Genomic DNA, 12,949 nt, shown 5'->3' with positions numbered 1-12,949 from the left:
GCCGCGCCCCGGGGCCGGCGGCCGGGTCCGCTGCTGTGCGGTCCGACATCCATGGGAGGGTGGCCCGGTGAACGTGCTCGATCTGCTGCTGCTCGCCGCCGCGATCGGCTTCGCCGTGTCCGGGTACCGGCAGGGCTTCGTGGTGGGCATCCTCTCCGTGCTGGGCTTCCTCGGGGGCGGCCTGATCGCGGTGCAACTGCTGCCGCTGCTGCTCAGCCACCTCAGCCCGGGGACCACCGCCTCGGTGGTGGCGGTGGTCGTGGTGATCGTCTTCGCGGCGGTCGGCCAGGCCGCCACCACCCAGCTGGGGTGGAAGCTGCGCGGCCGGATCGGCGAGCGCGGTCCCGCCAAGGTGCTGGACGCGCTCGGCGGCTCGGTGGTGAACGTGCTGTCGATGCTGCTGGTCGCCTGGCTGATCGGTTCGGCGCTGGCCGGGACCTCGATGCCCACGGTCTCCAAGCAGGTCAGGACCTCCCGGGTGCTCGGCGGGGTCCAGCAGGCGCTGCCGGCCGACGCGCCGAACTGGTTCTCCGACTTCAGCAAGGTGCTCTCGCAGAACGGCTTCCCGCAGGTCTTCAACCCCTTCGAGCACGAGCCGATCACCGACGTCCAGCCGCCGGATCCGGCGCTGGCCGGCAGCCCCGCGCTGGCCAAGGCCCGGCAGAGCCTGGTCAAGGTGGTGGGCACCGCCCCCTCCTGCGGCAAGACGCTGGAGGGCAGCGGCTTCGTCTTCGCGCCGCACCGGGTGATGACCAACGCCCACGTGGTCGGCGGCGTCGACGAGCCGACCGTGCAGATCGGCGGGACCGGCCCGCTCTACGACGCCACCGTGGTCCGCTACGACTGGCAGCGGGACATCGCGATCCTCGAGGTGCCCAAGCTCAACGCCCCGCCGCTGGCCTTCGCCGGCGAGGCCAAGACCAACGACAGCGCGATCGTGGCCGGGTTCCCGGAGAACGGGCCGTTCGATGTCCAGCCCGCCCGGATCCGGGGAGACATCCAGGCCAACGGCCCGGACATCTACCACCGCGGCCAGGTGGTCCGGGACGTCTACTCGATCCGCTCGCTGGTCCGCCAGGGCAACAGCGGCGGTCCGCTGCTCACCCCGGACGGTGAGGTGTACGGCGTGGTCTTCGCCAAGTCACTGGACAGTGCCGACACCGGCTACGCGTTGACCGCCGCCGAGGTGAAACCGGACGCGGTCGCCGGAGCCACCGACAGCACCCAGGCGGACACCCAGGGCTGCGCGCTCTGACCGCTCCGCCCCGGGAACTCCCCCTCCGCCCCTTCCCTCCATACTCCTGACGCGGCGTCGGCTCCGGCTGACGCCGCGTCTGCTTACCCCCGCTGACCTGGACACGATCCGTCGAACCGTCAGTTCCGCCTGATAGCGTCGGCGGCGCTCACCCGTTCGGCGCAGTCAGGCTGGTACGGGCCCGGCCGGCAGTACAGCCGGCGCCACGTAAGAAGGAGTAATCGGCCATGATGGGTCACTCGCACGCGGTCAGCGGCGCGATGCTGTACGCGGCCTCCGCGCCGTTTCTGCCGCCGCTGTTGCTGCACACCCACCTGAAGCCGGCCGACATCCTGCTCGGCACCGTGCTCTGCGCCGGTGCCGCGCTGCTGCCCGACCTGGACCACCACGACGGGACGATCGCCAACTTCCTCGGCCCGGTCTCCAAGCTGCTCTGCCGCTTCGTGGCCTGGATCTCGGGCGGTCACCGGCACGCCACCCACTCGCTGCTCTTCGTCGCCCTGGTGGGCGGCGGCACCTGGGCCGGCGTCACCTACCTGGGCCGCCCGTTCACCCTCGGCATGACCTTCTTCCTGCTCGCCCTCGCGGTGAAGGCGCTGCGGCTCCACGTGCCGGGCGAGGGGCACACCACCTGGCTCAGCGTGCTCGGGCTCTCGGCCGTGGGCACCTTCGTGCTGGACAGGTGGATGCCCGCCGCGCCGGGCTGGCTGCCGTACGCGGTCGCCCTCGGCGCCCTGGCCCACCTGCTGGGTGACAGCCTCACCAAGATGGGTGCGCCGTGGCTCTGGCCGCACAAGCAGCGCTACGAGATCGTGCTGATCAAGCGCAGTGGCAACGACGTGGAGACCAAGGTGCTGGTCCCGATCATGACGGTCGCGACCTTCGCGCTGCTCTGGTTCACGGCGGTCGAGCCTGCGGTCATCAGCTGACGACCCACCCGTTCCCAGGTCCGCGCGGCACCATCACCGCGCGGACCTCGGCGTTTCGGGTACTGGTTCCAGGTGCTGGGGGAGTGCGCGGCTCAGGCCTCGCGGCGCAGCCGGGCGCCGACCCAGCGGGCACGGCGGCCGAGGATGCGCGGGATACCCAGGGGATGTGGCTCGGTGGCCGGGTACGGCGACTCGCTCGCCCACTCGCTCTGGTGGGGCGCGGGGTTCGAGTGCGTGGTGCTCTGCGAGGTGTTCTGCGAGCTGCGGCTGACACGTCGTCCGCGAGGTGCGGCGGTTCGATCGGGCATCCAGGTCATGCAGGATGGATGCCCCTGAGCCCGCGGAGGTAACCACCTTCGTTGGGACGAACCGGACTATGCCCGCGGCATGCGACATCTCGTCATATCGATTGAGACGCCGGGATCGGAGCCCGCGGTTCCGGGTGGTGGTCCGGTCGCCGGTGCGGGCGGCAGTCCGGGCGGCCGCCGGGGTGCCTGCCCTACCGCTTGTGCTCGCGGACCCAGGAGACCAGCTCGGCGCTGAACTCCTCCGGTGCCTCCTCGTGCGGGAAGTGGCCCACGCCGGGAAGCAGCCGCCAGCGGTACGGCGCGGCCACGTACTCGCCCGCGCCGAGCGCGGTGCGGGCGAGCAGCACCGGGTCGGCCGCGCCCTGGATGTGCAGCGTCGGCGCGGTCACCGGCTTCTTCATCCGGCGGGCGAACTGGATGCCGTCCGGGCGGCCCATCGAACGGACCAGCCAGCGGTACGGCTCGATCGAGCAGTGGGCGGTGCTCGGGATCTGGATCGCCTTGCGGTAGTTCGCCACCGCCTCGGCGTCCAACTGGTTCGGGCCGGTCCACGCGGTGAGGTAGTCCCCGATCTGCTCGGCGTCGTCGGCGACCAGTCGGCGCTCCGGTATCCAGGGCCGCTGGAAGCCGAGCACGTGATCGTAGGCGGCTACCTGCCGGCGGTCCCGCAGCAGGGCCCGGCGCAGGTGCCGGGGGTGGGCGGCCGAGACCACGGTCAGGCTCTGGATCACCGAGGGCCGCATCACCGCGGCGACCCAGGAGAGCGAGCCGCCGATGTCGTGTCCGACCAGATGGGCGCTGTGCTCGCCCAGCGACCTGATCACCCCGGTGATGTCGAGCGCCAGATTGGTCGGGTCATAGCCGCGCGGGGTGCGGTCGCTGCCGCCCGTACCGCGCAGGTCCAGGGCGACCGCACGGAATCCGGCCTCGGCCAGTGCGGCCATCTGGTGCCGCCAGGCCCACCAGTACTGCGGCCAGCCGTGCACCAGCAGGACCAGCGGTCCCTCGCCCTGCTCCGCGATGTGGAACCGGGCTCCGTTGGCGGCCAGATCGCGGTGCGACCACGGGCCTGCCGTACGGACGTTCCAACCAGCCGCCCGCCCACCGATCGGCGAAGCGCCCGAGGGGGCCGGCCGCTCGGGCGTGCCCGGGTACCGGGGCGCTCCGGTCTCCCCGGTCTCCTCGGGCTTCGAACCCAAGTGCGGTCCTGCGGTGGTGGACGGAACGGGCGTCTGGTCGAGCGGCATACCGAGAGCGTTTCACATCCAGGCGGGGAACACGGCCCCGGCACTCGTACGGGCTAGTGCGGACTTCGACGGATACCCGTGCGTGTCAGCCACATGCGGGCCGCTTTCGGACACCGTCGGCCGGTGCCGCAGCGCGCGTCCGACGCCCGGTCAGCGCTCCAGGGCCGCGAGCTCTTCCGCCGTGGCCGGCCGGGGGCGGGCGTTCTTCAGCACCTCGGCGGTCGCCTGGGCGCCCTCGATGGTGCGGTGCGGCGGCTCGATCTTCTTGAAGGACCGCCAGGCCAGCAGGCCCAGGACCGCGGCCAGCAGGACGTAGGCGCCGCCGACGACCGCGAACGAGGCGCTCAGCGGCAGGCCCCAGTACTTCAGCAGGTAGGCCGCCGCGAAGCTGAACATCGGGATCGACGCCAGCGCGATGACGCCGGCCACCACGACCGAGACGCTGCCCGCCACCCCGCGCTTGACGTCCTGTCGGATCTCGGCTTTCGCCAGCGCGATCTCGTCGTGCACCAGGGCCGACAGGTCAGCCGTGGCCGCGGCGAACAGCTGCCCGACCGAGCGCTCGCCCTCGTAGGGCACCCGGGAGCTGCCGGACGGACCTGCGGTTCCTGCGGACATCTGGTCTTCTCCTCTGCTGAGATTCCGGACAGCTCAGAATCATGCCCCTACCGGCCAGTCAGGCACCACTTCGGGCCACCCGCGGCGGACGGTGTGTCACCCGCCCGCAGCCGCGGGACAGGAGCGCCGCGCCGCCGCAGGACAGTGCCGAGGCCTGTCATCGTTGACCAGCCCGGCAGCGCCGACCGTGAGCCATCTCATCATGCTCGCCTCTCGATCGGCCGGTGACCAGGCCAGGAAGGGGCGTCCTGCTGGTAGACGTCCGGGATCCCGTCCCCGTCGCTGTCGAGCTCCTCCGCCTCGCAGAGCTGCCGGTAGTGCCGGTTGCGCAGCTTGAGCAGGACGGTCGCCACCACCGCGCAGAGCAGCGAACCGATCAGCACGGCTGCCTTGGCCCGGTCGGCAAGCTCGGGGTGGTCGGTGAAGGCCAGCTCGCTGATCAGCAGGGAGACCGTGAAACCGATGCCCGCCAGCGTGGACAGTGCGAACAGATCGGCCCAAGTGAGCTGGGGATTGAGTTCGGCTCTAGTGAATCTGGCGGCCAACCAGGTTCCGCCGAAGATTCCCACGGTCTTGCCCAGCAGCAGGCCGAGCACGATGCCCAGTGGCATCGCCTGGGTGAAGACCTCCTTGATCGCCGAGGGTGAGACCGTGACGCCCGCCGCGAAGAGCGCGAAGACCGGTACCGCCACCCCGGCCGAGAGCGGTCGGACCAGATGCTCGATGTGCTCACCGGGGGAGTGCGTCTCATCGCCCTCGAGGTGGCAGCGCAGCATCAGGCCCATCGCCACCCCCGCCACCGTCGGATGCACCCCGCTCTCGTGCATCAGCGCCCAGATGACCACGGCCAGCGGGACGAACAGGTACCAGCCGTGCACTCCCCGCCGGTGCAGGAACCAGAACAGCACCAGGCCCGCCAGCGAGAGCCCCAGCGCCCAGAACTTGATGCCGGAGCTGTAGAAGACCGCGATGATCAGGATGGCGATCAGGTCGTCCACCACGGCCAGCGTCAGCAGGAATGCCCGCAGCGCGGAAGGCAGGTGACTGCTCACCACGGCCAGCACCCCGAGGGCGAAGGCGATGTCCGTGGCGGTCGGGATCGCCCAGCCGCCGGGATGTCCGCCCGGTCCGCTGTTGGCCACGGCGAAGACGATCGCGGGCAGTGCCACCCCGCAGATGGCGGCGACCACCGGCAGCACCGCGGCGCTGGGTGTACGCAGCTCGCCGGCGACGAACTCACGCTTGAGCTCGATCCCCGCGACGAAGAAGAAGATGGTCAGCAGCCCGTCGTTGGCCCAGGTCTCCAACGACAGGTGCAGGTGCAGTGGTGTCGAAGGCCCGATGGTGTAGTGGAGGACGCTCTCATAAGAGTGTGGCCAGCTGTTCGCCCAGATGAGTGCCGTGACCGCGGCAAGCAGGAGCAGGACACCGCCGACGGTCTCGGTACGCAGGGCTTCGGCCAGGTAGCGCCGCTCGGGCAGCGGGAGCAGGCCGAGGAACTGGCGCGGTTGCTGGGCCGGGTCGCTCGGCGGCCGGTGCTGAGCGGGTTGGTCAGACGAGTGGTCATGGGGCGGCGGGCTGGCCACGCGAGAGACCTCCAGGGCGCGGGAAGGACATGCGGATACACCGGTGGTGCGGTGCCGACCAGACTTCCCGGCGCGCCTCGAAGAACTGTCGCCGATCTTGTTGCGACTTTGACAGTCTACGGGGCGTCGAGGGTCGATATCCGTTTTGTCGTATTTTATGTGCGCTTTTCTCTCGGCGTCTGCCGAGCTGCCGGAGCACCCGCGCTACCCATGGCCGCGGCCCCCACTCGGTTGAGCTGCCGTCAGGCTCCCAGGAAGCGCAGGACGGCCAGCACGCGTCGATGGTCTGCTGCCGAGACCGGCAGGTCGAGCTTCAGGAAGATATTGGCCACGTGCTTCTCGATGGCGCGCTCCGTCACCACCAACGCCACTGCGATCGCGGCGTTCGACCGGCCCTCCGCCATCAGCGCGAGGACCTCCCGTTCTCGGGGGCTGAGCTCGCTGACCGTTTTGCGCGTCGGGCTGGCGCCCATCAACTGGTTGACCACTTCGGGATCGAGCGCGGTGCCACCCGCCGCCACTCGCTCCAATGCGTCGATGAAGTCCTGTGCGTCCAGGACCCGTTCCTTGAGCAGATACCCCACACCGGCCGAACCGCTGGCCAGCAGCCGGGTGGCGTACTGCGTCTCCACGTACTGGGAGAAGATGAGGACCGCCAGCGCGGGATTGGCCGTCCGCAGGTCGATCACGGCGCGCAGGCCCTCGTCGGTGTGGGTGGGCGGCATCCGAATGTCGGAGACCACCAGGTCCGGACCGTGTGTGAGCACCGCAGCCCGCAGCTGCTCGGCGTCCGGAACCGCCGCCACGACCAGGTACCCCTCCTCCTCCAACAACTGAACCAGTCCGGCCCGCAGGATCGCGGTGTCCTCAGCCACTACCACCCGCATCGTCCGAGTGCCCCTTCGCCGCGTCTGTTGATTCTCTGATGTCGATCTTCCCGATGCTCCCAGGCTGGGTGGCTGTGCAACCAGGAGCGGGCGACATCGATCGGCTCAGGACGGCGCCGGCAGCTCGATCGAGATCGTCGTCGGCCCGCCGATCGGGCTGGTTGCGGTCAAGACCCCGTCGGCGACCCGGACCCGTTCGGCGAGCCCGCGCAGCCCGCTGCCGGATCCGTCCAGTTGCACTCCTCCCTTTCCGTTGTCGCTCACCAGCAGGCTCAGCCGTCCCCGCGCCGTGCGGACCGACACGGTCACCGACTGGGCCTCACTGTGCTTGCCGGCATTGGCCAGTAGCTCCGCCGCGGCGAAGTACAGCATGGTCTCGACGGCGGCCGATGGCCGTTCCGGCAGGTCCAGTTCGACCTGGGTCGGAATGGCCGAGCGGGCGGCGAGCGTGGTCAGTGCGGGGCCCAATCCGGCGTCCAGCGCGGGTGGGTGGATGCCGCTCACCAACTCGCGCAGCTCGCTGATGATCTCCTTGGTCTCTTGTCGTGATTCTCGAATCAAGGATCGGCACTGCTCGAGGTTCCCCTGGGTCAGCTGCCGCTCGGCTCGGCCCAACCGCATCCCCAGGGCTACCAGTCGGGCCTGGGCCCCGTCGTGCAGATCGCGCTCGATCCGACGCAGCGTCGTCGCCGCCTCGTTGATGGCGTGTTCCCTGGTCTCGGTGAGCTGGGCCAGGCGGACCGAGGCGGAGCTCGGGCCGAGCAGACGGGGCATCAGAAAGCGATCGGCGAGCAGTGGCACGCGACTTGGCCAGGGCGAGGCCACCAGGATCAGGACGCCGGCCGCCACGACCACCAGCGCGCGCGGCCAGGTGTCGAAGTAGAAGCCCGCGATCTCCAAGCCGAAGCTGTGGGCGACGCCGGCGCTGTCGACTCCGTGCAGTGGCTCCAGCTTCCAGAGCAGCGGGTAGCAGAGGAAGAGGAGGCCGTAGGCCCACCAGAGGAAGCCGAGGGTGAACTGGAGAACCCCCAGTGGGATGCGAATGAGGAGGTAGAGGCAGACCCGCCAGGCAGCGGGATCGCCCAGGTGCTGTCCCATCAGGCCGGAGAGGCCAGGAGCGCGCGGCGGAGGAGGCGGTGCCGCGATCTCCAGCCGCAGCAGACTGCGGGCCAGCGATCGGTAGAGAGAGCCCAGGGCCCGGTCGCCCCGAAGGCTCAGCGCCAGCATCGGGAGGAAGAGGAGCCCGGCGGAGAGCAGGCCTAGGATGGTTGTGAGCACCACCGCAGCGAGCCCGAGGGCCGCCAACGGCAGGCTGAGCAGCGAGTAGAGCCGCTCACGCCAGGAACGTGCTGTCAGATGTTCGCGCATTATGGTCCCCGATGCCATCCGGCCAGTGTGGATCATCGCGATCTCACACGTCGCGTCTTTTGAACGAGGGGCCCGCGACCGTCGGCAGTGTGACGGCGCAGGCCACGGGTATCGGGAAGCTCCCCGGAGAGCCGTTGAGCGTGCTGGACGGCGTGCGGCAAACCGTACTGGCGGCGTGGCTGCTGCCCATCGTGGCGATCGTGCTGGCGATTGCTCTGCGTGTTGTCTTCATGGCAACAGAGTGACGAATCCGGGTGCCTTCGCGCACGGGCGCTGGCACCCGTCTTCGCTGCGTGCTGGCACCCCTGTTCCGGACTCGTGATAGCACGAACGCCGGATCGTGCTGACCGAGTGGCGGTGTTTCGCAGCCGGTCCGGGCGTCGACTTCCGCTGCTCGAAAGGCGTTGAGCACATGCGGCGGACCGTGGGCGAACTTATCGTCATTTCAACGTGCCGCCCCTAGTTGCGGCCGAAGAGTCGACTCCATTCGGAGGCAACACCATGTCCGTTCAGGAACCGGCCGATTCGGTCGGGCCCGCCGCCGCGGTGCCGTCCGGCCGTGCCGCCGTGCCGTACCCAGCAGCGGGAGGTGAGGGCGCGCAGAGCGCGCCCCCTCTGTTATCGCAGGCCGGGCGCGCACCGGTGCCGACCCCGCCGTCGGTGCCCTCGCGGCCCAGCGTTCCGCCCTCCCCGACCGGTTCATCGCTCCTGCCGACCCCAGAGGCCGTGCCCGACAGCGCGTCGCGGCCCGCGTTGGCGGCACTGCCCGCAGGATCAACTGCCCTTCCGGTGCTCCCCGTCCCGCCCGTCCCGCTCACCATTGCCGCCCGCCGGGTGGCATCGAGCCGGTTCGGCGCACCCGCAGGGCCGGTTGTGCGCCTTGCCGCGGCTCGCACACCGGTCGGCCTGGAACTCGCCGCGGACGACGCCCTTCGGATCGAACGCCGGCTGCGCCCGCTCTTCCAGGGTCTGCCGCCGCACAGCGGCGTCGCCGTCGCGGTGGTCCAGGGCGACCAGCGTACGGTCGCCTGCCGCGGCTACACCGACCCCGCGGCGCTGCGTCCGGTCAGGGCCGACACCAGGTTCGAACTCGGTTCCATCACCAAGACGTTCACCGCGTTGCTGCTCGCCGAGATGGCCGCCCGGGGCGAGGTTCGGTACGACGATCCGATCGACAGGTATCTGCCGGCCGGTGCCGTCCCCGGGTACCCCACGCAGCGCCCGATCACCCTGCTGCACCTGGCCACGCACACCTCGGGCCTGCCGCGACTGCCGGTCGGCCTGCTGCCGAGCACCACCCCGCAGTGGTTCACCCGGCCCTGCGCGACCTTCGGGGAGGCCCATCTGCTGCGCTCGCTGGCCCGCACGCCGGTGCGCGGCACACCGGGGACGCAGGTGCGCTACTCCAGCCTCGGCTGCGGCCTGCTCGGCCTGCTGCTGGAGAACGCAGCCGGTACTCGGTACGAGGATCTGCTCGCCAGCCGGGTCTGCGGTCCGCTGGGATTGCTCGACACGTCCTGTGACCCCGGCGGCCAGATCGGCAGCGACTACCGCCGCGGCCGGTGGGTTCCGTCGTTCCGTATACCGGCGCTGCCAGGCGCCGCCGCGCTGCGCTCCAGCGCCGACGACATGCTCCGCTATCTGCAGGCGCTGGTGGTGGACGGTGCCGCCGAGAGTACGGGGTCCACACTGCGGACCGCGCTCGGCGAGGTCCGCCGTCCACGGGTGGCCTGGCGGCTGGCCGGCACTCGGATCTGTCTGGGGTGGAAGCAGCGCCCGATCGAGCTGCTGCCCGCTGAGCCGGGACGGGACGCGGAGCGCACCGAGGCGGCCGCCAGGCGCCGAGCTGACAGCGCGGCGGACACGCTGGGCGGCCTGGCCGCACCGTGGGCCCCGGCGGTCCGGAACCGGCCGCGGCAGGCCGACCGGACCGAGGCCGATTGGACGGAGGAGGCGGTGCACGAGGCGACCGCTCGGCGAACCGGCTCCCGTGCACCCGCTGCTCGGGACAGCGGTACTCGGAACACCGCTGTTCTGCGGGGCGGTGGCGAGGGCGGCAGTGCTCGGCCGAACGGTCGTGCTGGGAACGACGGCCACCGGGCACCGGACCGGGAGGTCCAGGAGCTGTTCTTCCACGAGGGCGGCACCCGCGGTTTCATCGCCTTCGCGGGCTTCAACCCGAAGGCCGCCACTGGTCTGGTCGCCCTGGTCAGCTCGCCGCCGACCCGGCGCCGTCAGTTCCTGCGGACAGCTCAGGAGACGCTGCACGGGCTCGCCGCGGATCAGCTGTTCCGCTGACCCCGGGTCGGCCCGTGTGCCGTCGGGCTGTCGGTGACGCGTCCGGTCACGCGGCACCCGCCCGCCCGTGGTGACCGGTGAGCCTGACCGGCGCCACGGTTGAGGGCCTCCCTCGCAGCACGCGGGGGAGGCCCTCAACCGTGTGGCCCCGTGGTACCAGGGCCTCGGTGGATCAGCCCTCGCTCGGGGTGGCCGGCAGCTGGGACTGGATCAGGTTCATCACGGAGGAGTCGGCGAGGGTGGTGGTGTCGCCGACCTCGCGGCCTTCGGCGATGTCGCGCAGCAGGCGGCGCATGATCTTGCCGGAGCGGGTCTTGGGCAGTTCGCTGACCACCTTGATCTGCTTGGGCTTGGCGATCGGGCCCAGCGTCCTGGAGACGTGGTCGCGCAGGTCGGCGACCAGTTCCTCGCTGTCGGTGGCGGTGCCGCGCAGGATGACGAACGCGACGATCGCCTGGCCGGTGGTGGGGTCGCTGGCGCCGACCACGGCGGACTCGGCGACGGCCGGGTGGCCGACCAGGGCGGACTCCACCTCGGTGGTCGAGATGTTGTGGCCGGAGACGAGCATGACGTCGTCCACTCGGCCGAGCAGCCAGATGTCGCCGTCCTCGTCCTTCTTGGCGCCGTCGCCGGCGAAGTAGCGGCCGGGGAAGCGTGACCAGTAGGTGTCGATGTAGCGCTGGTCGTCGCCCCAGATGGTGCGCAGCATGGACGGCCACGGTTCGGTGAGGACGAGGTAGCCGCCGGAGCCGTTGGGGACCTCGTTGGCCTCGTCGTCGACGACGGTGGCCGAGATGCCGGGTAGGGCGCGCTGGGCGGAGCCGGGCTTGGTCTCGGTGACGCCGGGCAGGGGGCTGATCATCATGGCGCCGGTCTCGGTCTGCCACCAGGTGTCGACGATCGGGGTGCGGCCGGCGCCGATGTGCTCGCGGTACCAGATCCAGGCCTCGGGGTTGATCGGTTCGCCGACGCTGCCCAGGATCCGCAGCGAGGACAGGTCGAACTTCGCCGGGATGTCGTCGCCCCACTTCATGAAGGTGCGGATCGCGGTGGGGGCGGTGTAGAGGATGGTGACGCGGTACTTCTGGATGATCTCCCAGAACCGGCCCTGGTGGGGGGTGTCGGGGGTGCCCTCGTAGATGACCTGGGTGGCGCCGTTGGCCAGTGGGCCGTAGACGATGTAGGAGTGGCCGGTGACCCAGCCGATGTCGGCGGTGCACCAGTAGACGTCGGTGGCGGGCTTGAGGTCGAAGACCGCGTGGTGGGTGTAGGCGGCCTGGGTGAGGTAGCCGCCGGAGGTGTGCAGGATGCCCTTGGGCTTCCCTGTGGTGCCGGAGGTGTAGAGGATGAAGAGCGGGTGCTCCGCCTCGTGTGCCTCAGGGGTGTGCTCGGTGGACTGGCGCTGGGTGATGTCGTGCCACCAGACGTCCCGGCCCTCGGACCAGGTGATCTCCTGGCCGGTGCGGCGCACCACCAGGACGTGCTCGACCTGCGGGCACTTGGTCAGCGCCTCGTCGATGGCGGGCTTGAGCGCGGAGGGCTTGCCGCGGCGGTAGCCGCCGTCGGCGGTGATCACCAGCTTGGCGTCGGCGTCCTGGATCCGGGAGGCGACAGCGTCGGCCGAGAAGCCGCCGAAGACGACGGAGTGGGCGGCGCCGATCCGGGCGCAGGCGAGCATCGCGACGACCGCCTCGGGGATCATCGGCAGGTAGATCGCCACCCGGTCGCCCTTGGCGACGCCCAGTTCCAGCAGCGCGTTGGCGGCCTGCGAGACCTCGTCCTTGAGCTGGGCGTAGCTGATCGAGCGGCCGTCGCCGGGCTCGCCCTCGAAGTGGATGGCGATCCGGTCGCCGTTGCCGGCCTCGACGTGGCGGTCGACGCAGTTGTACGCCACGTTGAGCTTGCCGTCGGCGAACCACTTGGCGAAGGGCGGGTTGGACCAGTCCAGGGTCTGGGTCGGTTCGACGGCCCAGTCGAGCCGGCGGGCCTGCTCGGCCCAGAAGCCGAGGCGGTCCTCGGAAGCCTGCGCGTACGCGGACGCGGTGACGTTGGCGGCCGCGGCGAGCTCGGCGGGCGGGGCGAAGCGCCGCTCCTCCTTGAGCAGATTGGCCAGGCTCTCGTTGCTCAACGCACACTCCTCATCGAGTCTGTTTCACAGTGCTTCCCCTCACGGGCCCCGCGGGGAGAAGTACCAGTGCTGCGGGATGTCCCTTGACTAGGGATTGTCCCGTCTGTCCCAGCGCACAGCTCATCAGGCGAATAGGTCGCTTGACAAGGGGACCCGAGAAATTGGTGTAGACCTTTGATCAATTTGCCGTCGTCAGGGCCGGGGTGGCGCGGGATTGCCGCCGGACATGCGGGAATTTCCCAGCATCATGACCGCCCCACGGATGTGGCGTGTCGTGAGACCGCGGCAGCGGCGGCCGTGTTCGACGCACTTGCTCGGTGGTGGA

10 protein-coding genes are annotated in these 12,949 nt (G+C 70.5%); 3 read left to right on the top strand and 7 right to left on the bottom strand.

Annotated elements, in window-relative coordinates; translation table 11 throughout:
* The first annotated feature begins 67 nt into the window (after window positions 1-67).
* Both OG403_RS17545 and OG403_RS17540 read left to right on the top strand, forming a co-directional pair.
* Window positions 68-1,255: a MarP family serine protease gene (locus OG403_RS17545; RefSeq protein ID WP_329565435.1), complete on the top strand. Its 1,188-nt coding sequence runs from the start codon at window positions 68-70 to the stop codon at window positions 1,253-1,255.
* A gap of 227 nt (window positions 1,256-1,482) precedes the next feature.
* On the top strand, window positions 1,483-2,184 hold the full coding sequence (locus tag OG403_RS17540; protein WP_329565433.1) for a metal-dependent hydrolase: 702 nt from the start codon (window positions 1,483-1,485) through the stop codon (window positions 2,182-2,184).
* A gap of 92 nt (window positions 2,185-2,276) precedes the next feature.
* On the opposite strand, the gene OG403_RS17535 is transcribed toward OG403_RS17540, so the two are convergent.
* From OG403_RS17535 to OG403_RS17510, 6 genes are all read right to left on the bottom strand, one after another.
* Window positions 2,277-2,492: a hypothetical protein gene (locus tag OG403_RS17535; RefSeq protein WP_329565431.1), complete on the bottom strand. Its 216-nt coding sequence runs from the start codon at window positions 2,490-2,492 to the stop codon at window positions 2,277-2,279.
* A 191-nt stretch (window positions 2,493-2,683) separates the two neighbouring features.
* On the bottom strand, window positions 2,684-3,739 hold the full coding sequence (locus OG403_RS17530; RefSeq protein WP_329565429.1) for an alpha/beta fold hydrolase: 1,056 nt from the start codon (window positions 3,737-3,739) through the stop codon (window positions 2,684-2,686).
* A gap of 150 nt (window positions 3,740-3,889) precedes the next feature.
* Window positions 3,890-4,357: a phage holin family protein gene (locus OG403_RS17525; protein ID WP_329565427.1), complete on the bottom strand. Its 468-nt coding sequence runs from the start codon at window positions 4,355-4,357 to the stop codon at window positions 3,890-3,892.
* A gap of 200 nt (window positions 4,358-4,557) precedes the next feature.
* Window positions 4,558-5,847, bottom strand: coding sequence for a Na+/H+ antiporter NhaA (gene nhaA / locus OG403_RS17520; protein ID WP_329572342.1), 1,290 nt, complete (start codon window positions 5,845-5,847; stop codon window positions 4,558-4,560).
* A 338-nt stretch (window positions 5,848-6,185) separates the two neighbouring features.
* Complete coding sequence (locus OG403_RS17515) at window positions 6,186-6,830, bottom strand: response regulator transcription factor (protein WP_329565425.1); 645 nt, start codon at window positions 6,828-6,830, stop codon at window positions 6,186-6,188.
* Window positions 6,831-6,935: 105 nt separating this feature from the next.
* A complete protein-coding gene (locus tag OG403_RS17510) occupies window positions 6,936-8,216 on the bottom strand; it encodes a sensor histidine kinase (RefSeq protein ID WP_329565423.1) in 1,281 nt (426 codons plus the stop codon).
* Window positions 8,217-9,071: 855 nt separating this feature from the next.
* Between OG403_RS17510 and OG403_RS17505 the strand changes: the two genes are divergently transcribed.
* A complete protein-coding gene (locus OG403_RS17505) occupies window positions 9,072-10,496 on the top strand; it encodes a serine hydrolase domain-containing protein (RefSeq protein ID WP_329565421.1) in 1,425 nt (474 codons plus the stop codon).
* 172 nt (window positions 10,497-10,668) lie between these two features.
* Here OG403_RS17505 and acs read toward each other — a convergent pair whose 3' ends face one another.
* The gene (gene acs / locus OG403_RS17500) at window positions 10,669-12,624 is read right to left on the bottom strand and encodes an acetate--CoA ligase (RefSeq protein WP_329565416.1); all 1,956 of its coding nucleotides are present in this window, start codon (window positions 12,622-12,624) and stop codon (window positions 10,669-10,671) included.
* Between the last annotated feature and the right edge of the window lie 325 nt (window positions 12,625-12,949).

This window comes from Kitasatospora sp. NBC_01266 (genome assembly GCF_036242395.1).
Taxonomy (GTDB): Bacteria; Actinomycetota; Actinomycetes; order Streptomycetales; family Streptomycetaceae; genus Kitasatospora.
The sequence above is the reverse complement of the archived record's forward strand: the minus strand, read 5'-3'. Positions and strand labels throughout refer to the sequence as shown.